Origin of the sequence: Streptococcus sp. A12, assembly GCF_905372335.1 — a bacterium.
Lineage (GTDB): Bacteria > Bacillota > Bacilli > Lactobacillales > Streptococcaceae > Streptococcus.
Window position 1 is genome coordinate 1 of sequence record NZ_CAJPOU010000011.1, and the last position, 23100, is coordinate 23100.

General features: G+C 42.1%; 20 protein-coding genes. 6 read left to right on the forward strand and 14 right to left on the reverse strand.

The window, feature by feature from the left end; genetic code table 11:
- Both QZ158_RS02625 and QZ158_RS02630 read right to left on the reverse strand, forming a co-directional pair.
- Positions 1–778, reverse strand: a 778-nt coding sequence (locus QZ158_RS02625; protein WP_293874436.1) for a phosphoenolpyruvate-utilizing N-terminal domain-containing protein, incomplete at its 3' end; no start/stop codon positions are given.
- A 2-nt stretch (positions 779–780) separates the two neighbouring features.
- Complete coding sequence (locus tag QZ158_RS02630) at positions 781–1044, reverse strand: phosphocarrier protein HPr (protein ID WP_006596636.1); 264 nt, start codon at positions 1042–1044, stop codon at positions 781–783.
- Positions 1045–1476: 432 nt separating this feature from the next.
- On the opposite strand from QZ158_RS02630, the gene nrdH reads away from it, so the two are divergent.
- The 4 genes from nrdH (at position 1477) to nrdF (ending at position 5818) form a co-directional block, all read left to right on the forward strand.
- On the forward strand, positions 1477–1695 hold the full coding sequence (gene nrdH, locus QZ158_RS02635) for a glutaredoxin-like protein NrdH (RefSeq protein WP_006596951.1): 219 nt from the start codon (positions 1477–1479) through the stop codon (positions 1693–1695).
- 132 nt (positions 1696–1827) lie between these two features.
- Positions 1828–3987, forward strand: a complete 2160-nt coding sequence (nrdE, locus tag QZ158_RS02640) for a class 1b ribonucleoside-diphosphate reductase subunit alpha (protein ID WP_293874453.1) — start codon at positions 1828–1830, stop codon at positions 3985–3987.
- A 6-nt stretch (positions 3988–3993) separates the two neighbouring features.
- On the forward strand, positions 3994–4842 hold the full coding sequence (locus tag QZ158_RS02645; RefSeq protein WP_293874456.1) for a DUF4238 domain-containing protein: 849 nt from the start codon (positions 3994–3996) through the stop codon (positions 4840–4842).
- 16 nt (positions 4843–4858) lie between these two features.
- Entirely contained in the window at positions 4859–5818 is a 960-nt protein-coding gene (nrdF, locus tag QZ158_RS02650) for a class 1b ribonucleoside-diphosphate reductase subunit beta (protein ID WP_293874459.1), read from the forward strand.
- Between the two features lie 429 nt (positions 5819–6247).
- Here nrdF and alaS read toward each other — a convergent pair whose 3' ends face one another.
- The 11 genes from alaS to QZ158_RS02705 form a co-directional block, all read right to left on the reverse strand.
- Positions 6248–8866 (reverse strand): alanine--tRNA ligase, encoded by a 2619-nt coding sequence (gene alaS, locus QZ158_RS02655; protein WP_293874462.1) that lies wholly within the window; start codon positions 8864–8866, stop codon positions 6248–6250.
- A gap of 36 nt (positions 8867–8902) precedes the next feature.
- Entirely contained in the window at positions 8903–9385 is a 483-nt protein-coding gene (locus QZ158_RS02660; RefSeq protein ID WP_293874465.1) for an LURP-one-related family protein, read from the reverse strand.
- Between the two features lie 290 nt (positions 9386–9675).
- Positions 9676–10617, reverse strand: a complete 942-nt coding sequence (locus QZ158_RS02665) for a peptidylprolyl isomerase (RefSeq protein WP_293874468.1) — start codon at positions 10615–10617, stop codon at positions 9676–9678.
- Positions 10618–10694: 77 nt separating this feature from the next.
- On the reverse strand, positions 10695–11408 hold the full coding sequence (locus tag QZ158_RS02670; protein WP_293874471.1) for an O-methyltransferase: 714 nt from the start codon (positions 11406–11408) through the stop codon (positions 10695–10697).
- Between the two features lies 1 nt (position 11409).
- The gene (gene pepF, locus QZ158_RS02675; protein WP_293874474.1) at positions 11410–13212 is read right to left on the reverse strand and encodes an oligoendopeptidase F; all 1803 of its coding nucleotides are present in this window, start codon (positions 13210–13212) and stop codon (positions 11410–11412) included.
- Between the two features lie 70 nt (positions 13213–13282).
- The gene (locus QZ158_RS02680; protein ID WP_293874477.1) at positions 13283–14233 is read right to left on the reverse strand and encodes a competence protein CoiA family protein; all 951 of its coding nucleotides are present in this window, start codon (positions 14231–14233) and stop codon (positions 13283–13285) included.
- 154 nt (positions 14234–14387) lie between these two features.
- Complete coding sequence (locus tag QZ158_RS02685) at positions 14388–14942, reverse strand: hypothetical protein (RefSeq protein WP_293874480.1); 555 nt, start codon at positions 14940–14942, stop codon at positions 14388–14390.
- 293 nt (positions 14943–15235) lie between these two features.
- Positions 15236–16525: a DUF1958 domain-containing protein gene (locus tag QZ158_RS02690; protein ID WP_293874483.1), complete on the reverse strand. Its 1290-nt coding sequence runs from the start codon at positions 16523–16525 to the stop codon at positions 15236–15238.
- A gap of 83 nt (positions 16526–16608) precedes the next feature.
- On the reverse strand, positions 16609–17772 hold the full coding sequence (locus tag QZ158_RS02695) for an MFS transporter (protein ID WP_293874486.1): 1164 nt from the start codon (positions 17770–17772) through the stop codon (positions 16609–16611).
- 72 nt (positions 17773–17844) lie between these two features.
- On the reverse strand, positions 17845–19179 hold the full coding sequence (locus QZ158_RS02700; RefSeq protein ID WP_293874489.1) for a DUF1958 domain-containing protein: 1335 nt from the start codon (positions 19177–19179) through the stop codon (positions 17845–17847).
- 107 nt (positions 19180–19286) lie between these two features.
- Positions 19287–19988, reverse strand: a complete 702-nt coding sequence (locus tag QZ158_RS02705) for a glucosamine-6-phosphate deaminase (protein ID WP_233331682.1) — start codon at positions 19986–19988, stop codon at positions 19287–19289.
- Positions 19989–20191: 203 nt separating this feature from the next.
- Here QZ158_RS02705 and queA point away from each other — a divergent pair, with 203 nt between their 5' ends.
- Both queA and QZ158_RS02715 read left to right on the forward strand, forming a co-directional pair.
- A complete protein-coding gene (queA, locus tag QZ158_RS02710; RefSeq protein WP_293874501.1) occupies positions 20192–21220 on the forward strand; it encodes a tRNA preQ1(34) S-adenosylmethionine ribosyltransferase-isomerase QueA in 1029 nt (342 codons plus the stop codon).
- 14 nt (positions 21221–21234) lie between these two features.
- Positions 21235–21705: an arginine repressor gene (locus tag QZ158_RS02715; protein ID WP_293874504.1), complete on the forward strand. Its 471-nt coding sequence runs from the start codon at positions 21235–21237 to the stop codon at positions 21703–21705.
- A gap of 47 nt (positions 21706–21752) precedes the next feature.
- Here the strand turns inward: QZ158_RS02715 and QZ158_RS02720 are convergent, their stop codons facing one another.
- Entirely contained in the window at positions 21753–23093 is a 1341-nt protein-coding gene (locus QZ158_RS02720; RefSeq protein WP_293874507.1) for a dipeptidase, read from the reverse strand.
- Positions 23094–23100 lie beyond the last annotated feature (7 nt).

A 23100-nucleotide genomic window follows, 5' to 3' on the forward strand; every position in this document is an offset into this window, starting at 1 on the left:
CTTTCAAAAGAGCCCATTCAGCTTTTTGTTTAGCGTAAGCTTCACCAGCTGCTTTAAAGGCTGCAATTTGTTCTTCACTTGGGTTGATGACTACTTCACCAGTGATTCCAGATACAGCCAACACATCACCATCTTTTACAAGATCTGTAATGTTGTTTGTACCAAGAACCGCTGCGATTTCAAGTGTACGCGCCATGATAGCTGAGTGACTTGTACGTCCACCAATGTTTGTAACAAAGGCTTTAACGAACTGTTTGTTCAATTGAGCGGTATCGGATGGAGTCAAGTCATGCGCAACCACGATTGCTTCTTCATTGATGGTTGCAGGGTTTGGCAATTTCTTACCAAGCAAGTTTGCAAGAACACGTTTGGTCACATCGCGAATATCTGCTGCTCGTTCTTGCATGTATGGGTTATCTTCCATTCCTTCAAAGATGGTGATAAACATGTCTGTGACTTCTTTCAAGCCAGCTTCAGCATTCACCTTCTTCGTGCGAATTGTTTCCTTGATCTGACCAACCATTTCAGGGTCAGAAAGGACCATCATGTGAGCATCAAATACTTGTGCCGCTTCCTCACCAAGGCTCGCTACTGCATTCTCCCGAATAAGAGAAAGCTCGTTCTGTGAAGCTTCAAGAGCTGCATCCAAACGAGCTTCTTCTGCATTTGTATCTTCAACTGAGATTGTATCAAATGACAAGTCGGGTTGAACAAGTAGATATGCCTTAGCAACGGCAACACCATCAGATGCTGCTATTCCTTTAAGCATTTCTGTCATGTTTATGCCAATCCTTCTTTTTCCATTGTTTCAGCGATTGCTGCAAGAGCATCATCAGCGTCAGCTCCTTCAGCTGAGATTACAACGTCAGCTCCTTGACCAACACCAAGGCTCATAACACCCATGATTGATTTCAAGTTAACTGATTTACCTTTGTATTCAAGAGTAATATCTGAAGCAAATTTGCTAGCAGTTTGAACCAACAAAGTTGCTGGACGTGCGTGGATACCTGTTTCTGCCACGATGTGGAAATCTTTAGAAGCCATAGTTTGACTCTCCTTTTAAAATTAGTTTTTGAGTTATCTGTGATAACCCTTACAATTTGCTATTATATCATCTTCTTCATTATTTTTCAAGATTTTTATCACACACTTACTGAAAATACTTACAGGAAGCACTCAATTTTTCTCTTCTTTTGAACTACTTTTTTTTACTTTCTTCTATTAAATAAATTGAATTGCTTTCAGGGATACAGTATATAGAATTTTAGGAAAGTGGTCCGAATTCCTTTGACTTAAAAAACCTATATTTTATCACGTTTTCCTCAATTTTCACTAATTCTTACAATACTACATATTGTGGTATCCTTCGGTATAGTTAATTTATGTGCACAATATTTAGTTAAAACTCTTGACAAGAAAAAACCTTTTGTTTATACTAGATACAGATTTATGAATTTAGAGGAGTTAGATCACATTATGGTGACAATTTATTCAAAAAATAATTGTGTTCAATGTAAAATGACCAAACGTTTTTTAGATACCAATCACGTTGAATACCGTGAAATTAATCTAGATGAGCAACCTGAGTTTGTAGACCATGTGAAGAACCTTGGTTTCAACGCTGCACCAGTTATTCAAACGGCAGATGAAGTCTTTTCTGGCTTCCAACCAGCTAAACTCAAGAAATTATCTTAAAACTATCAAACAGGATCTGATTGGTCTAGGGAATGGATTACTGTAGTTCTCGACTACAGTGTTCCCCTAGCCCTTTTACTTGTACAGGGGAGCTTGCCTCCCCTTTATTTTTGAATTAGAAAAAGGAACATTATGGGATTAAAATCACTTGAAGACGTAACTTACTTCCGTCTTAATAATGAAATCAACCGTCCAGTTAACGGTCAAATCATGCTTCATAAAGATAAAGAAGCCTTGGATGCTTTCTTCAAAGAGAATGTTGTGCCAAATACCATGGCCTTTGATTCAATAACGGATAAAATCAACTACCTTATTGAACACAACTATATCGAAACAGCCTTCATTCAGAAGTACCGTCCTGAATTTTTGGAAGAATTGGCCCAATTTATCAAAGACCAAAACTTCCAATTCAAGTCCTTCATGGCTGCCTATAAATTCTATAACCAGTATGCTCTGAAAACAAATGATGGAGAATACTATCTCGAAAGCATGGAAGACCGCGTCTTCTTCAATGCTCTCTACTTTGCGGATGGAAATGAAGAAATTGCTAAAGACATCGCAAATGAAATCATTCACCAACGCTACCAACCAGCTACTCCTTCTTTCTTAAATGCTGGACGTGCTCGCCGTGGGGAATTGGTTTCTTGTTTCTTGATCCAGGTAACCGACGACATGAATGCGATCGGACGCTCTATCAACTCAGCTCTTCAACTGTCTCGTATCGGTGGTGGGGTTGGAATCTCCCTCAGCAACCTTCGTGAAGCTGGCGCACCGATCAAGGGCTATGAAGGAGCCGCTTCTGGGGTCGTACCAGTCATGAAACTCTTCGAAGATAGCTTCTCTTACTCTAACCAATTGGGACAACGCCAAGGGGCTGGGGTGGTTTACCTCAATGTCTTCCACCCAGATATTATCGCCTTCCTTTCTACTAAGAAGGAAAATGCCGATGAAAAAGTTCGTGTTAAGACCCTTTCACTTGGTGTCATCGTGCCAGACAAGTTCTACGAGTTGGCTCGTAAGAATGAAGAAATGTATCTCTTCAGCCCATATTCTGTAGAGCGTGAATACGGAGTGCCATTTAACTACATCGACATCACTGAAAAATACGATGAGTTAGTTGCTAATCCAAATATCCGCAAGACAAAAATCAAGGCGCGTGATTTGGAAACTGAAATTTCTAAATTGCAACAAGAATCTGGTTACCCATATGTAGTTAACATCGATACTGCTAACCGGGCAAACCCTGTTGATGGCAAGATCATCATGAGTAACTTGTGTTCAGAGATCCTCCAGGTTCAAGAGCCAAGCTTGATCAACGATGCTCAAGAATTCATTAAAATGGGGACTGACGTCTCATGTAACCTTGGTTCAACCAACGTGGTTAACATGATGACCTCACCTGACTTTGGTCGTTCCATCCGAGCTATGGTTCGTGCCTTGACCTTCGTCACAGATAGCTCTCACATTGTAGCTGTTCCAACAATTGACCACGGAAATAGCCAAGCGCATACCTTTGGTCTTGGCGCTATGGGACTTCACAGCTATCTTGCCCAACAATTGATTGAATATGGATCACCTGAATCTGTCGAGTTCACTAGCATCTACTTCATGCTCATGAACTACTGGACTCTCGTAGAATCAAACAACATCGCACGTGAACGGGGCGTTACCTTCCACAACTTTGAAAAATCAGACTATGCCAACGGTAGCTACTTTGATAAGTACACAAGTGGAGAATTTGTACCAAAATCTGATCGCGTCAAAGAGCTCTTTAAAGATATCTTTATTCCTAGTGCAGAAGACTGGGCAGAACTTCGTGATAAAGTCAAGGCAGATGGTCTTTACCACCAAAACCGCTTGGCTGTCGCACCAAATGGTTCCATCAGCTACATCAATGACGTATCTGCTTCTATCCACCCAATCACACAACGGATTGAAGAACGACAAGAGAAGAAAATCGGGAAGATCTACTACCCTGCAGCTGGTTTATCAACAGATACCATTCCTTACTACACTTCTGCCTACGACATGGATATGCGTAAAGTCATCGATGTTTATGCTGCCGCAACTGAGCATGTAGACCAAGGACTTTCACTCACTCTCTTCATGCGCAGTGATATTCCAAAAGGCCTTTACGAATGGAAAACTGAAAACAAACAAACCACTCGTGACTTGTCTATCCTTCGCAACTATGCCTTTAATAAGGGAATCAAGTCTATCTACTACGTCCGCACCTTTACCGATGATGGTGGAGAAGTTGGCGCGAACCAATGTGAAAGCTGTGTGATTTGATTATTTATGGTTACCAAAAAACAACATTATTATCCAAGAAGCTTACTTAAACATTTTGCTGATAGTACAAGCAAGTTTTATGTTTATAATTGTGTCGCTAATATAGAACAATATGTCCACTATGAAAGTATATGTTACAAAAAATATACCTACGAAGAAAAAATATCAGATGATCGCATTATTGTTGATAATATTCTTGAAAATAAGCTTAGTAGATTTGAAGGAGAGATTTCTAAAATAGTTGAACATATCGTATCATCAAGAAAACCATGTATCTTAAATCAAAGCGAAATTGAAACAATCTGGAAATATATGTTTCTCCAAGAAATCAGAACTGACTCTGGCAGAGTAAGGTTGGTATCTAATTTTATTAATCATTTCTCAGAATCACGGGAGTTCCCAATTGAATTAACTGAAATAAAGAACAATCTAGAAAATATAAATATTTTTAATAAAGTAATGAAAAAAGATAAAAATTTAGAGAGTTTTCTCAGTTTTTTTAAAAAGCCTAAACAAATGAATTTTCATATTTCTATTGGCAATGGCTTTCTAACTAGTGATAATCCAGTTGTTTCAACATTCGGACCTCCAAACATTCCCAATGGATTTCAAATCCTAATGCCTATTTCCCCCTATCTGTGTTTTGAATTTCAAAATAATGAAATGAATTGCTCTGATAAATTATGGGTAAAAATGACAAATGAAAAATTACGCTATATCAATGAAGCTACTATTAATACTGCCAACTATTATGTAATATCAAATAAGCCATTTAATATTACACAACAGATGTATATTTATAATCGTTTTAAGAATATAAACTGGTTATATAAATCTCGTCACTTTAAAAATTAGTTCATAGGAGATTATCATGGAAACTTACTATAAAGCCATAAACTGGAATGCCATCGAAGATGTCATCGACAAATCAACTTGGGAAAAATTGACGGAGCAATTCTGGCTCGACACTCGTATCCCCTTGTCAAATGACCTTGATGACTGGAGAAAACTATCAAACAAGGAAAAAGACTTGGTAGGAAAAGTCTTTGGTGGTTTAACGCTTCTTGATACCATGCAATCTGAAACAGGGGTTCAGGCTCTTCGTTCCGACATCCGTACACCGCATGAGGAAGCTGTTTTTAACAACATCCAATTCATGGAATCTGTCCATGCTAAGTCTTACTCTTCTATCTTTTCGACCTTGAATACCAAGTCAGAAATCGAAGAGATTTTCGAATGGACCAATACCAATCCTTTCCTTCAAAAGAAGGCAGAAATCATCAATGAAATCTACCTCAATGGGACTCCTCTTGAAAAGAAAGTCGCCAGTGTCTTCCTTGAAACCTTCCTCTTCTACTCTGGTTTCTTCACACCCCTCTACTATCTTGGAAACAACAAGTTAGCCAACGTTGCTGAAATCATCAAGTTGATCATTCGTGATGAGTCTGTTCACGGAACCTACATTGGTTACAAATTCCAACTTGGTTTTAACGAATTGCCTGAAGAAGAGCAAGAAAAACTCAAAGAATGGATGTACGACCTGCTCTATACCCTCTACGAGAACGAAGAGGGCTATACAGAAAGCCTCTATGACGGTGTTGGCTGGACTGAGGAAGTTAAAACCTTCCTTCGTTACAATGCTAATAAAGCCCTCATGAACTTGGGACAAGATCCACTTTTCCCAGACTCAGCAGATGATGTCAACCCAATCGTCATGAACGGAATCTCAACCGGAACATCCAACCACGACTTCTTCTCTCAAGTCGGAAATGGTTACCTTCTCGGTGAAGTAGAAGCCATGCAGGATGACGATTATAATTACGGACTATAAGACAAAAACCTTTCCAGACGGAAAGGTTTTTGAATGTAAACAAACTATTGTTTTATATAAAACAGATAAATGATTTTCAAAAAAGGACTTTTATTTTTTTAACCATTAAAGAATATTAAAAACTTTTCGCCGTGAGAAAAGTGCTAGAAACACTCTTGTATCTAGCACTCGGGAGTTTTGAGAGTAAAACAGTTTGGGAAACTGTTTTAGCCTGAGCCCTGAAATTAAAGAGCGAAGAGGCTCAAAACTAAGTCATGGAACTTCATAGAAGTTCGTTGACGTCCGTACTCACCTAAGGAAAGTTTTTTAAAAGACTTTATCTTCAATCTGAAACCTTTCCAAACGGAAAGGTTGTTGCAATCTTTTTCTGATTGGAGCCAATTCCTTTTTGAAAAAAGAGGTTGGACAAACATCCAACCTCTTCGATTCTTACAATTTACCTGCTACGGCATCCAACAAGTCTTGGATTTTCGCTTGGTTGCTTCCTCCTGCCATGGCCATGTCTGGTTTACCACCACCACGTCCATCGACGATTGGAGCCAATTCTTTGACCACGTTACCTGCGTGGATGTCTTTTGTCTTGCTGGCTACGAGAAGATTGACCTTGTCACCGATTGCTGCGACAAGAACAAGGACGTCAGAGTAATCTTTTTGTTTCCAGTTATCCGCAAAGGTACGAAGAGCACCTGCATCTGAAACTGAAACTTGGCTGGCAATGTAACGGTGTCCATTTGCTTCTTGAACATTCTTGAAGACATCACCTGCTGCCGCTACTGTTGCTTTTTCCTTCAATTCTGCATTTTCTTTTTGCAATTGACGAAGTTGCTCTTGAAGTCCTTCAACCTTATGAGGAACTTCCTTGAGTTGAGGTGCTTTCAAGGTTGCTGCGACGGCTTTCAGAGCGTCTTCTTGTTCACGATAGGCTTCAAAGGCTTCCTTACCAGTTACTGCCAAGATACGACGAGTTCCTGATCCGATACCTTCTTCTTTGACAATCTTGAAGAGACCAATCTCAGAAGTATTGCCAACGTGGGTACCACCACACAGTTCCACTGAGTAGTCCCCGATAGTGACAACGCGAACTTCCTTACCGTATTTCTCACCAAAGAGGGCCATAGCTCCCATTTCTTTAGCGGTGTCAATGTCTGTCTCAACAGTCTTGACTGCAATGGCTTCCCAGATCTTCTCATTGACTTGTTGCTCAATAGCACGCAACTCTTCTGGAGTCACAGCTTGGAAGTGAGTGAAGTCAAAGCGTAGGAATTCCACTTCATTAAGTGATCCTGCTTGAGTAGCATGGTGGCCAAGAATATTATGAAGAGCTGCATGGAGCAAGTGAGTGGCTGTGTGGTTCTTCATGACACGGTGACGACGATTGCTATCGATGGCCAAAGTGTATTCTTGGTTCAAAGCAAGTGGCGCAAGAACTTCAACGGTATGAAGTGGTTGGCCATTTGGTGCTTTTTGTACATCTGTTACAGTCGCTACGACATTTCCTGCAGCATCCAAGATTTGACCGTGGTCCGCAACCTGTCCACCCATTTCAGCGTAGAATGGTGTTTCTGCAAAGATTAGTGATGCAGTTCCTTCTGAAACAGCTTCTACTTCAGCATTGTCTGCTACGATAGCCACTAACTTAGAAGACAATTGGCTAGCATTGTAGTTAAAGATGCTCTCAACTGTAATGTTTTGAAGGGTTTCATTTTGCATCCCCATAGATCCTCCTTTGACAGCAGATGCACGCGCACGCTCTTGTTGTTCCTTCATGGCTACTTCAAAACCTTCACGGTCTACCGTCATGCCAGCTTCTTCAGCGATTTCTTCTGTCAACTCCACTGGGAATCCGTATGTATCATAGAGTTTGAAGACATCTTGACCAGCAATGACCGTTTGCCCTTTTTCTTTCAAGTCTGCTACGATACCTTGGGCAAAGTGTTGACCTGAGTGAAGGGTACGAGCAAATGACTCTTCTTCGCTCTTGACGATTTTTTCGATAAAGTCACGTTTTTCAAGGACTTCTGGGTAGTAGCTTTCCATAATTTTTCCAACAGTTGGAACTAATTTGTAAAGGAAAGGTTCGTTGATGCCCAATTTTTGACCGTGCATGGAAGCACGACGGAGGAGACGACGAAGGACATAACCACGACCTTCATTTCCAGGAAGGGCACCATCACCGATGGCAAATGAGAGCGAACGGATGTGGTCAGCAATCACCTTGAAGCTCATATTGTCGCCATCTTGGTCGTAGACCTTACCAGACAACTTCTCAACCTCACGAATGATCGGCATGAAGAGGTCTGTTTCAAAGTTGGTCTTAGCCCCTTGGATAACTGCCACCAAACGCTCCAAACCAGCGCCCGTATCAATATTTTTGTGTGGCAATTCTTTGTACTCGCTACGAGGAACCGCAGGGTCAGCGTTAAATTGTGACAATACAATGTTCCAGATTTCGATGTAACGGTCGTTTTCGATATCTTCTGCAAGCAGACGAAGACCGATATTTTCTGGGTCAAATGCTTCTCCACGGTCAAAGAAGATTTCTGTATCAGGTCCAGAAGGTCCAGCACCGATTTCCCAGAAGTTGTCTTCGATTGGGATCAAGTGACTTGGGTCTACTCCCACTTCAATCCAGCGATTATATGAATCCTTGTCATCTGGATAATAAGTCATGTAAAGTTTGTCTTTAGGGAAGTCAAACCACTCAGGACTTGTCAAAAGCTCATATGCCCATGTAATAGCTTCGTCACGGAAGTAATCACCGATTGAGAAGTTCCCCAGCATTTCAAACATAGTATGGTGACGAGCAGTCTTCCCGACGTTTTCGATATCGTTGGTACGGATAGCCTTTTGCGCATTGGTAATCCGTGGGTTTTCAGGGATGATAGTTCCATCAAAGTATTTCTTAAGGGTTGCGACCCCTGAGTTAATCCACAATAGGGTTGGATCGTTTACTGGAACCAAGCTAACAGATGGTTCTACTGAGTGACCTTTGGTCGCCCAGAAATCAAGCCACATTTGGCGGACTTGTGCACTAGATAATTGTTTCATGTTTTCTCCTCTATTTATTGTTTTCTATTGATTGGCTTAGGAGCCATTTTCCATCATTTCTACATAGTCAATGGCAAGACACAAGGAAATCACCAGATTGGCATATTCCTCTTTATAGACGGAAACCTGATAAGTCGACGTCAAGGTAAAGACTTGCTTGCTAATCTCTGCAACCAGCTGGTCGCGATCATCCAATAACTTGAAATCCAAATCCCAGATATTGCCTTCGATGCGTAGTCCTAAATTAGAAATATCGTATTTATCACGGAGTAAGGTTAGTTTTTTACGGATGAAAAAAATGGAGCCATCCGCTAATTCTACAGTGAATTGGGGTAAGAGGCTAAAAGGCTTCTTCGTGATATGGCTGACCTTCTGGCCTTCCACATCAAATACCGTAAAGGTCTTAGGAATCTTCAAAAATGAACCTTCTACCTGGTATTCTACCATTCCCAGATCATTTTTGATATCAAAGCGTTCCCCTCCAAGTCGAAACTTTTGTTTGACCAGATACTTTTTCATCAGTTTCCTCCTGCAAATCCTTATGAAAACCTTTCTCTTATTAGAAAGGATCTCTGGTAGAAATGCTGAAAAAAAGACAAGCTCACTAACGAAGGGCGAAAAACCGCGGTACCACCTTCATTCAATGAACTTGTCATTCTTCATTCGATTATGTAATTGTTCTATTGAGTAGCAAAATCATTTCTCTTCCATGGCTCGCACCCCCGCCACTTCTCTACATCCGATTCTAAATGATTTATTCTCAACTATCTCATTATACAGATAAATACAATGCTCGTCAACTAATATCCTTATTTAGAAGATGAGCTACCTTCTGTTGTTGCACCAATATTTTGCATGTATTGGTTGAAGGTTGCCTTGAAGGCATCATCTTTGACCTTGATATTGGCATTTGACATTGCTTTGGCAATGATGCTACGGATAAAGTTGGCATCATTTTTACGTCCTGCCGTCAGAATTTCTTTCAAGCGTTTTTCGTATTTCTTCCAGTCAGATCCTTTTTCTTCCTTCTTAGTTACTTTAACGATATAGTAGGCACCAGCGCTTTTTTGACTAGCAGGATCAATAACGACATCTGAAATACCATTTACATCAAGCTTAGATGCTGCTTCCTTGACACGAGTTGGAACAGTCGTGGTTCCAGAGTCAAATTTGATTTCTCCACCCTTTTCTTTGGTGCTAGCATCTGTAGAATTTTCTTTGGCAATTTGTGCAAAGTCAGCGCCTTCAGCTTTTACACTTGCAAGAACTTCATTCGCTTTTTCTTCTGAATCCACTTTGATCACATTTGCAGTGATTTCTGGTGTATAGGTTTCAAAGGCTTTTTTATAAGCTTCGTCTGTCAACTCTTTTGAAATAGCTTGGTCAACCGCATACTCTAACAAAAGGTTACTACGGATTTGTTGTTTGTTGGTTTCTTCTGTTAACCCTTGTTGTGTGAGGTAGCTATTGAAGGATTCACCCAATTGTTTTTTCTGCTCATCAACTTTTTTCTCAACATCTTTGTCTGAGACTTTTGAGCCGTATTCTTTTTCAAAGACTTTATTAATGGTCATTTGGAAAAGATATTGTTGTGCACCTTGGTTGTTTTTGATTTCATCATAGAAATCACCAACAGTGATCGTGTCACCCTTCATTGTGACGATATCTTTGTCACTGCCACCTTTTGCACAAGCTGCTAGCGTTACAACGGATAAAAGGGTCACCGCTCCAGCTACAAATTTTTTCTTCATGTTTATTTCTCCATTCTAAAATTCACTGCTACTATTTTACCACAAATTCAAGCAGATAACTTAAATAAGTCTAAAAGCTACTCTTCTGTCGGCAAAGAAATCTCTTCCTGATTTTTACGAATCATAAGAATGCCGTCTCCTAGGGGAATCAGACTGGTCGTCAAGCCAGGATGGTCCAAAGTGGCATCAAAGAGACGCTGCAAACCTCGATAGATGGTGCGTTGTCCACGACGAACTTCCATAATATCACGCGCCACATCTCCTCCTTGGAAGATATCGTCCAAAATGACTACTCCCCCAACTTCCAACCGTTTGAGAACTTCTGGGAGAAAGACGATGTACTTGGATTTAGCCGAATCCATAAAAATCAAGTCAAAGCGTTGCTCGATATGCTCCAGCAGGTCCACCGCATCACCCTCTAAAAGGGTGATTTGCTTGCGCTGGTCAAAACGTGCAAAGTTTTCCTTGGCAAAACCAATCATTTCCTCGTTGCGATCAATGGTCATAATCTTTGCATCCGGCACTTGCTCCGCCATCAAGAGGGCTGAAAAACCAATCGCCGTCCCGATTTCTAAGATCGACTTGGGTTGCATGGTCTGCAAAAAGAGACGGAAGAAAGCAACCGTTTCATGAGGGATGATGGGAATATTCTCCCGACGAGCAAATTCTTCTAGCTCCTTTAAAGCATCCGTTACCGGCGCTTGGCGCTCCCGCATGAAGGAGACAATTTCCTCCTTGACAACTGGGCGGCGCATATTGTGGTTGGCATTTTTACTGTAAGACTCTACCATCTTAGGCCAATCCTAATTTTTCAACGAGAGCCTCAAATTCATTGAGACGACGTTCAAAGACTTCAAAGGCGGCATTGAGGTAGTCTTCTTTTTCCATATCCACACCCGCCTTGCGGATCACGTTGAGTGGGTAATCCGAATTTCCAGCCTTCAAATACTCTAGGTATTTGTCCTTATCTTCCTGTGTTCCATGAACGATTTTCTCAGCCAAGGCAGAGGCTGCCGCAAAACCAGTTGAATATTGGAAAACATAGTAGTTATAGTAGAAATGAGGAATACGAGCCCATTCGTATTGGATTTCTGGATTGTCTTCTTTAGAAAGACCATAGTATTTCTCGTTCAAGTCCGCATAGAGCTCATTCAAGAATTCGCTGGTCAAGACTTGTCCTTCTTGATCTGCTTTATGAATGGCATGCTCAAACTCAGCAAACTGGGTTTGACGGAAGACTGTACCACGGAAACCATCCAAGAAGTGGTTGAGAATAGCAAAACGGGTTTCATCATCTTCTACTTCTGCCAACAATTGCTCAGTCAAGATATTTTCATTGGTTGTGGAAGCAATCTCAGCAAGGAAGATAGAATAATCCCCATAGACATAAGGCTGAGTCTCACGAGTATAGCTAGAATGCATACTGTGGCCGGTCTCATGCACCAAGGTAAAGAGATTGTCCAATGTATCCTGCCAGTTCAACAACATAAAGGCATTGGTATCATACGATCCACCTGAATAGGCACCTGAGCGTTTCCCTTGGTTGACATGGACGTCGATCCAACGTTCGGTAAAGGCGCGCTTCACGCGGGATAGGTAATCATCACCAAGCACCGCCAAAGCCTGCTCAGATTTGGCAAGGGCTTCTTCGTAAGTGAACTTGTAGTCAGTAGAAGACAATGGTGTGTAGACATCATACATCTTCAAATCTTCAATTCCCAAGATTTTTGAGCGAAGTTCCACGTAACGTTGCAAGAGTGGCAAATGCTTGTTCACCGCTTCTACCAAACTGTCATAGACGCTCTCTGGGATAAAGTTAGCAGAAAGAGCTGCTTCACGCGCGCTTGAGAATTTGCGAACCTTTGCATTGTAATTGTGGACCTTGACGTTGGTCTGAAGGGTCTTGGCATAAGTATGTTGGTACTGTTCGTAGACACCATACAAGGCTTGGTAAGCTTCCTTACGGACTTGGCGATCCTTCGACTCTACCAAAGAAATATAGTTTCCATGAGTCAACTGCACTTCTTGACCTTGGTCATCTTTCACCATTGGGAAGACGATATCGGCATTGTCCAAAATCTCAAAGGTTTCACCCGCAGCAGCAAAGATTTCACCCGCTCCTGCTAACAACTCTTCTTCTTTTTGAGAAAGGACATGCTCTTTGGTTTTGAGCAATTTGTCAAAGTAATGAGCATAAGCTTCTAAGGCAGGGACTTCTTTCAAGAAGTTGGCATATTGCTCTTCGGTGATCTCCATAAATTCTGGTTCGTAGAAGGCAAAGGTCTCCCCTAAAAGGCTGTAAAGAGACATTGCTTTTGATTGGAATTCTTGGTATTTGGCTACGCGTGTATCCTGGTCATTCTTCATATGAGCGTAGACATAGACCTTCTCCAAACGACGGCTCAAGTCCAAATAAACTTCTGTTGTTTCTAATAAGTTAGCTGGAGAAGACAATAAAGAGCCTGCAAAATGGGCAGCATCTTTAATCGCTGCAGCTAAAGCAGTTGCTTCTTCTTCCCAAGCTTGGTCTGTCGCAAAAATGGTCGACAAATCCCATTGGTATTTTTCATCAATTTCATTTCGTTGTTTTACCATTACAAAAATCCTCCAATGTTTCTATTTTATCACATATATTACCATTTGGGGGTATTTGATTCACGGAAATTTACGCTTTCCCATTCTGATAAAAACGAGGGGAATAGAGAGTCTGCGTCGCTTTCATTCCAGTTCGACGATAGTAGGTCATAAAGTTCTGGTAATAGCTTCTCCAATCTCCCCTAATCTGGATAAAATGGGAAGACTTCAGTGGCCGACAAAGGGGATAAAAGGCTTCCAAGTCCAATTCCAGGAGATGCTTTCCTTTCAGATAGAGTTGTTCCTGAAGGGCCATAAATTTAGGATGACGGTAATATAGCTGTTGACGAAGATAGTCCTTAAACTGTCTGTCTAGAGGGACTGTCATTTGTTGCAAGCTTTGTTGGGCATAAGGCGTCCGCAAAACTTCTAACAAATTCCCTTCATAAAAAGGAAAATGTTGAGTCCGATAATGAAGACGCCCTCGTAAGTCTTGATGAATGAGATAGTGGAGACGAATTTCCTGCTTCTCTAGGTCTAACTCCCAGAGATGAAAGCCCCTATTTTGACTAAAATAGACAAAACCTTCTTGCAGAGCAGACAAGCTTTTCTTGAGCCATAAGTTCTTCCCCAACAACCAATAGACCTGATAGCCATGCTTGCGATAGGTATCGCTCCGTTCTTTTAAACGGTCCATAGACAAGGAACTACATTGAACTTCTAAGGCAATCTTTTGATCTGGAAGGAGAACATCCGCAATCTGTTGGAGTGCCTGCAAAGGACTTTCCACTTCAGCTTGGGTGTTTTGCTTGGCCCATTGATAAAGCCCCAACTTTAACTCCAAATGCTCTGGACTCTCCGTCTCATGATGAAAGGGGCAAGCCTCTAGGCTAACGTGAGCAAAATGAGGACGCATCACAGGCCCTTTCTTTAATCGAACTTCCTTTCCACACAAGAGACAGAAAAAGGGACCATCCTTTTTCATCGGGATCTTCTCCAAACAATTCCAACGCTGTTGCTTTGCATCAGTCGCAATAAACATGTCATCACCTCCACTTATATAATTCGTAACCGAAGACACTCATATAGTAGAGAAAGAAAAAAAGGAGCCAAGCTCCTTGTTTAGATATGATCATTCTTACATGTAAAGCAACTGCTCATCTATCCTTGACGATACGTTTAAGAACGTCTCTCACCTATTGATCTGACTCACCCGAATTCTCGTCTGATGCTGGATCTGGAGTTTTCGATGATGGAGCGGTCCCATTTTCAGATGCTTCAGCTTGTTCTCGAGCCGTTTCAAATTTTTCAACAATGGTTGCACGAGTAGCATCCGGAACTTCGGTGTCTTCGGACCCTATCGTATCCATGGATTCATTAAAGCGGGCCTTGCTCGTTTCCATTTTCTCCTTCAAGTTTTTCAGATAAGTCTCATAGGTCTCTTTTGCAGAGCCCGTGAGTGATGCTCCTGCTTCCTCCGAATGAGCAACTGTTCGGTCCATCATCAAAGCATAGAGAGCTTTAAAATCCCCAACGGTTCTGGTATTTTCAAGTTCCTCATCAGTATACAAAACAAAAGGAGATTCTGAGGATCCTTTCAAACTGGTCACTTTCTTGCTCTGAGAGGCCCTAGAAGACTGGGCTGTTCCCTGAACTGACTTTTCACTGGACGAGGTTCCTTCTTGATTTGAGCAGGCTACTAGCCCCATCACTCCCAGTAAAGGAAGCGTCGATAATAGTATTTTTTTCATTCACTCTCTCCTTTTTAACCTTCCACTACCATTTTAGCATCAAGCTCGGGAGTTTTGGAGCCTTAGATCCAAAACTAATTGAACACGGGCTGCGGATTGTGTCAAAAAGATAAGTTCTCCTAGAATCCAAAGATTCTGCGTCAAACTTCCTATTTTGACTTTATCCGCAGACGCCCTTTATATCTTAATTAGTCATGGAACTTCTTCGAAGTTCCATGACGTCCGTACTCACCTATGGAAGTTTCTAGGAATATAATTTCTTCAATTTAAGATTTCCAAATACGGAAATCTTTTTATTTTCTCTTATATCTCACGCTAAAGAAAATTCTTAAGAAAATAAAAGGAAGGAAGCAACAGAGCCACATTGGATCCCAGCCTTTTTGACGCGTGCTAGTGGACTTCTGATGAGCCCCTTGTACTGCGGTTACAGACTGTGTTTGCTGAATAGACGGAGAAAGAGTTTGCAAACCATTGGCAATTTGTAGTTGGCCATTTTTAACACTGATCTCTGGATTGGTCCCTCTTTTCACTGTAGCATAGAAGGGTTTGTCTAAGTGATAGGTTTGCCCCTGAATCGTGTGATCCCCCGCAGGTAGGACCTCTTTGTACTCATAATCCTGATAGAGTCTTTCAATCAGGGCATTTCCAATGACGTGGCGCAGGCTCTCTGCAATTTCCACATCGTAATGCCCAACTCCCATAATGACTTGAACAAATCGCTGATTTCCGCGATTAACCGTCAAGGTGTAATTATAATCTGCTGTCGGACTAGAGCCGGTTTTTAGGCCATCCGCTCCCTTTAGAGAATACCTTCCACCTTCCAAAGAATAATTATAATTTTCATGGGTTTCTTCATAATTTGTCCCTTGGAAGAGGGTTATCTTGGCATTTTTAGTATAGTTGAGGATTTCAGGGAACTCGTTAACTATATGATAGGCCAAAATAGACATATCTCTTGCTGTTGTTTGGTTAATGGCATTTTGATCATAGCGGGTCGGATTATAGTAGCCATCTAGGACTGCAGTTGGGGCACCATTAGGATTGTTCCACTTGGTATTGCTCATTCCAATTTCCTGGGCCCGCTGGTTCATTAAATCCAAGAATTTATCTGGATCTCCTCCAGACACCTTATTGGCAATCATGATGGTAGCCGCACTAGATGAAGGAACAAAAATCATATTTAGGAGGGTCGATACCTTGTATTGAGCACCCGCCACAATGGGACTATTGCTCAACTTCTGGTTTTGAGAAATGATTACATCCGCATCTGTCGCGGTAATCATGGTATCATAATCCAGCTGCCCTTCTTTAATAGCTCTCAGAAGCACGTAGACGGACATCAATTTAGCCATACTGCCGGAGTCACGAGGAGCATCAATATTATCTCCATAAACAATCGCTCCTGTGTGAGCATCAACGACAATATCAGCCTTGGGACGGAAAAATTCATCCACCGAAGTCCCTGATTTTTCTGTGATCGACATGATATCTTCCTGTTGATAAAGATCATCCGCCTTTGCTAGCATTGAAAAACATAGGCAACCAAGGGAAAGTGTCGCAAATAAGGCACGTTTAAACTTCATTCTCTCTCATTTCTTTCATAAACATCATCGTTCTTCATTATAGCATAAGTCCTGCTATTCACAAACTCTATTTCCTAAACTTTTTACTCCTTCGTGTTCCCAAAGAGACCTGGAGATTTACCTTTTGGCATCTTTAAAAAGAGACTTAGTAGAAGGACGAGGACCAGGACAGCCACCAAGAAGTAACTCATCATTGAAAATCCTCCGTGATCCACAAAGAAAGCTGCTAGCGGTTGCAAGAGAATGGTACCAAGATAGCGGACTCCTTGCACAAGAGCCATGGCTAAGACTAGATCTTTTTTATCCACCTGTTGGGAGATAAAACGCAAGGAGACCATGATCAAGACCATCCCTGTCGTATGCTTAGCCAAGAGGGTGACCATCACTTTTAAGAAGACCGGACTCGGAAGAGCATAGATGAAATACTGGAGCAAGAGAATCCCCACAGGAAGCAAAATTAGTAAACGTAAGGGCCAATGGTCCATAAAACGATCCGAGAAAAAGATGAGGGGCGCTTCTACAACGACAGATATAGCCACAACTGTAGAAGCTATCTGAACAGGGAGCCCACTATCCATTAAAAGAGCTGGAATATAGGTATGGCCGATATTGCCCACACCCGACACAAGCCCCATTAGTAGTAGGAAAAAGAGATAGGGTCCATTATGGAGCAAAGGACGGATCGAGACAGCTTCTTTCTGTACCCGATTGGTCCTGAAGATACGGATAGCCCCTAAACTGAAGAAACTAAGAAGGATCGTAACCAATACACAATAGTATACAGACTGGGGGCTAAGATGAGCATAGAGCCAACCAACTAGGTGGGCTCCAGCCGCATACCCTAGCGTCCCCCAAACGCGGATTTTTCCAAAAGCATAGGGACTCTGGGTAGCTAAAATCTCCATCATGGGAGCCGTCCCATTTAGACACAGTAATACCAAGCCATAAAAAATCGTCAACCAAAAGAAGTTAGGGGCCCAGATAAAGCCACCCACTCCTGCCATGAGGACTCCTAAGCTCAAGGTCGTTATTTTAACAATACCAAACCGTTCATTGATATAACCAAACAAGGGCTGGGTAAGCATGGATAGGAAAAAGGCAGTCGATACCAAATTAGAGACCTGACTGGCTGAATACTGCTGGCCTATCAGATAGACAGAAATCAAAGTCGTAAAGAGGGCAGTCGACATGAAGTAAAAACTATATAAAAATAAATAAGCAGGATAGGAATTTCGAAATGCTTTCATAAGTTTCCTTTCAATTTGAGAAATAAAAGGCAATGACAAAACCCAACTGGATTTCAGTTGAGTTTTGATCAGTTATTTTTTGTAGTGATCCTGAGCCTTGCGCGCACGTCCTTTGCGATGGGCTCTTTCTATATACAGAATCATCGCAAGAATGAAAATTGGAATCAGAATAACCAGGATTTCAAGAGGAAAATGGAAGGATTTCTCTCTTGCTGGGGACGCAGTACTTTGGGAATCCGATTGATTCACTGCTCCTTCTTTGACTGGAAGTCCATCAGAAATCTTTTCTGATAGGGTCACCAAGCCTGAATCCGCTTCAACCTGTCCATCTTTGACAACGAGTTTCGGATCCTCTTCTCCCTTTTTGACCGTGGCATAGAAAGGTTGATCTAGGGTGTAGGTCTTTCCATCGATCGTCTGAACACCCTTGTCCAACAACTTCTTATAACTATAATCTGCAAAAGCCTTTTCAATCAAGGCATTACCAAATGGATGTCGATAGTATTCACCATCCTGGTCGGACCAATCACCAACACCCATGACTACGGAGATAATTCGTTGCTCCCCCCGTTTAGCGGTTGCGATATAGTTAAAAGCACCACGTGGACTCGAACCTGTCTTCAGACCATCTACTCCTTCAAGAGCATATCTAGCTCCTGGCAAGGAATAGTTATAGGTATCAAAAGTCTCCTCATAAGGCGTTCCTTGTTTCACGGTCACCTTAGCCTGATTGGTATAACTAAGGATCTCTGGATATTCTTTCACGAAATGATAGACGAGAATCGCCAAATCTCTTGCAGTTGTCTGGTTGGCTGCATCATTTGGATAGTTATAACTGGTATACAAACCTTGGAAGGTTGAAATGGCCGCTCCACTAGGATTGTTCCAAATGGTATTGGTCATCCCCAACTCCTTGGACTTTTCGTTCATCCGCTGAATAAAAGCGTCAGCATCGTGGTTAGAAAGGAGATTGGCCAACATAATCGTAGCCACATTGGAAGATGGAACAGCCGTCATGGTAATCAATTCAGAGACCGTATAGTCCACACCTGCAACGATGTTATTGTTGGAAATCTCATAGATTTTTGACATGGATTGATCCGCAGCTGTTGCAGTGACAACCGTATCTTTGGTAATTTTTCCCTCTTTCATGGTTTCGAAGAGCAGATACAGAGTCATGAGCTTACTCATACTTGCTGGATCCCGCACTTCATCAATATTGTCTCTCCACAAAACATCACCGGTATTCGCATCGATGACGAGAGAAGACCTTGGTCGGTTATAGGCCTGCACATGATCATTGGGATACATTTTTTGCGCCATATCCACTAGCTCATCCGCCGCGATCGACAGAGGGCGGAGTAGAGATAGAATGACGATTCCTAAAACGAGCAACTTCTTTTTCAAAATATATTTTCCTCAAATATAGAATTTTATCTTATTGTACCATACTTCAATCTATAAAAAAACCTATCTTTCAGGATATTTCAGATAGGTCTCTCTGTTTCAACTGGTTACAGTAGGCTCAAGGCTGCTTGGTCTGCAATAATCACGACATCTGGATGACCTTGAAGGGCACTCGCTGGTAAACTCTCTGTTTTTGGACCATTAACCGTTCCTGCGATTGCTTGCGCCTTTGATTCTCCATATGCAAAGAGAATGATGGATTTAGCCGCGAGAATGTTTGCAATCCCCATAGAGATGGCTTGAGTTGGAACGTCTTCGATTTTTTCAAAGAAGCGAGAGTTGGCTTCAATCGTTGATTGATCCAAATGGACCAAATGCGTTTGGCTATCAAATGGTGTACCTGGTTCGTTAAAACCAATGTGGCCGTTGCGACCAATCCCTAGAATTTGCAGATCTACTGGATGTTGGGCCAAAATTTCATTGTAATGGGCTGTTTCTTCTTCTGCAGTATCTTCGTTTCCTTTTGGAAGATAGCTAACTTTAAACGGCTTCTCATTGAATAAATTTTCCTGCATAAAGTAACGATAGGATTGAGGATCTTCTCCCGTCAAGCCGACATACTCATCCAAGTTGACACTGACCATATCTGAGAAATCCAGGTCACTCTCCCGAATTAATTTATAAAATTCAAGTGGACTGCTTCCAGTCGCAAGCCCCAGAGTTTTGGCACCCTGCTCTAACTTTTCTTTTAGCAGGTCAAAAGCAACCTGCCCTCCTTCGATTTGATTAGCTACTTCAATAACTTTCATGATAAATCCTCCGCTTATTTCTTATATTTATTATATGGTATAGACCAATTTTTGTCAAGCGCTTTCTTGATGTTAGAAAAGGATTTTTTACCTTCATCCCTTTAAAATTCGGCTAGTGATTTCCTTTGTTTCACTCTTATTTCATGATATAATGGGGAAGGTTAAATGTAAGAAATAGAAGAATTTAGATACAAGGAGAGAACATGAACACGAATGACTTTGATTTCCACCTCCCCGAGGAGTTAATTGCGCAAACCCCACTAGAGAAGCGCGATGCCTCAAAACTACTAATCCTCAATCGACAAACAGGTCAGATGGAAGACCAGCATTTTGACGCCATTATCAATGAATTAGAACCAGGGGATGCTTTGGTCATGAACAATACCCGTGTCCTTCCAGCTCGTCTCCATGGGGTCAAACCGGATACAGGAGGTCATGTGGAGCTTCTCCTCTTAAAAAATATCGAGGGCGATCAATGGGAGGTGCTTGCCAAACCTGCTAAACGTCTCAAAGAGGGAGGGGTCGTCAGCTTTGGAGATGGACGTCTTCAAGCTACCCTAATCAAAAAGCTGGAACACGGAGGATGTATCGTAGAGTTTTCTTACCAAGGGATTTTCCTTGAAGTCTTGGAAAGTCTAGGAGAAATGCCCCTACCACCTTACATCCATGAAAAATTAGAAGATCAGGAACGTTACCAGACGGTCTATGCCAAAGAAAATGGATCTGCCGCAGCTCCTACAGCTGGCCTCCATTTCACACCAGAGCTCTTACAAAAGATCGAAGACAAAGGGGTTCACTTGGTTTATCTAACCCTTCATGTCGGGCTGGGTACCTTCCGTCCTGTATCCGTCGATGATCTAGACCAACATGAGATGCATTCCGAATTTTATCAGCTCTCTGAAGAAGCTGCCCAAACCCTTCGACAAGTCAAAGCGAGTAGACACCGCATCATTGCCGTTGGGACCACTTCTATCCGAACCTTAGAAACAATTGGCAACAAGTTTAATGGAGAGTTACAAGCCGACTCTGGTTGGACCAATATTTTTATCAAACCAGGCTATCAGTGGCAGGTTGTCGACGCCTTTTCAACCAACTTCCACTTACCAAAATCAACCTTAGTCATGCTCGTTTCTGCCTTCGCAGGTCGAGAACTCACTCTGGATGCTTATCAGCACGCTATCGACCAAGGCTACCGTTTCTTTAGCTTTGGAGATGCTATGTTTATCAAATAAGGAGAGAGCCCCTTATGAATAAGATTGAAAGTCGCCACCGCCTGATCCGGTCCATTATTTCAGAAAAGAAAATTCGAACCCAACAAGAATTGCAGGACAGCCTGAAAGCGAACGGCATCATCGTGACCCAGTCAACCCTCTCAAGAGATGTCAAATCCTTGAATCTGGTAAAAATTAACGAAGGGGATAGCTCTTATTATGCCATCAATAGCATTGCCCCATCTCGCTGGGAAAACCGACTGCGTTTTTATATGGAAGATGCCCTCGTCATGCTTCGTCCCGTCCAAAACCAAGTAGTCGTCAAAACACTCCCTGGTCTGGCCCAGTCCTTCGGAGCCATCTTAGATGCCCTTGAATTGCCACAAATTGTCGCAACCGTCTGCGGGGATGATGTCTGCCTCATCATTTGTGAAGACAATCAGGGAGCCTTGGACTGCTTTGAAAAATTGAAAGAATTCACTCCTCCCTTCTTCTTTAGCAAATAAAAGAAAGCTTAGATGGTCAGACCATCTAAGCTTTTTTCTAATCTCTATTAGGCTTCCTTGACTGCTAATCGTCGAATGGTCTCTGCATAGATTTCCATTGCACGATATAAATCATCCAGTTTAGCTCGTTCATTCGCCTGGTGCTCTGTTTGGAGAGCATCAGGGAAGAGGGCCCCATAAGCCACACAATTTTCCATGGTTCGAGCAAAGGTCGCTCCCCCTGAGGACATAGCTGGGGTCTGATCCCCCGTTTCCTCTTGGTAGACCGCCATCAGGGTACTCACCAACGGACTATCTAATGGAACGTATAGTGGAGCTACATAATCAAACTCTTCATACTGAAGTTGATAGTTAGTTGCCACCTCACTTAAACGTTTTACCAAAGCCTCCTTATCCGCTAAGACAGGGATCCGAATATCAATCCCGATTTCAGATTGCTGTTCATCAATGGAGAGGGTTGCAATATTGAAGGAAAGAGCACCACTTGGTTCATCTTTTATTTCACCAAAGAGAGCTGCTCCTGTCGCATCTTCCCCAACAGCATCTGCGATAAAGAGAAGGGCTGGATGAGGCTGGATCAATGAAAGACTTTCAGCTAAGCCTACAATGGCATTGACACCCTCAGCCGCATCCTTGGAGTGTTTAGACAGACCATGAACGGTTACTGCTCCTGCTTCTTCTGTATAGTTCACACCACTTTGCTCGATGACTGGTAAGAGTTCCTCTAAGAGGTCACCCTTATAAATTGCTTTATCTGGTACCACGTTAAGGGCACGACCAGCTTGTAAGGGACGATCCTCCCAGCCTGGTCCATGGAGCTTCACTTGAAGCAAGCCTTTTTCAGCATAGGTTAATGGGAAGGACGAATCTGGAGCAAAGCCAAGATCTGCTTTTTCTTCTAGCTGATTGTAGCGGTTCATACAGCGCCAGAGAGTTTCCTCGTCTGTACCAAATATAAAACGAATCCGTTTGGTAAATACAACTCCTTGGTCAAGCAGACTCTTAACTGCGTAAAGCGCCGCAAGGGATGGTCCCTTATCATCTTGCACTCCACGTCCAATCAACCATCCATCTTTCAGAATCGCCTCAAAAGGTGGCGTTTGCCAATCTTCTAAATCACCGGCTGGAACAACATCCAAGTGACAAAGAACGGCCAGGAGTTCTTCCCCCTGACCGATCTCTGCATATCCATAGTATCCTTCAGGATCTAGATAGGTTTGAAAGCCCATTTCTTGAGCAATTTCTAACGTTTTCTCAAGGACATCTTGGATAGCTTGTCCAAACGGTGTTCCATTTTCACCTTCGTTTAAAACCGAAGGATAAGAAATCAGAGTCTTTAATGAATCTAGAAAGTCATCTTTGACTTGATTTGTAATCTCAATTTTCATGGAATCA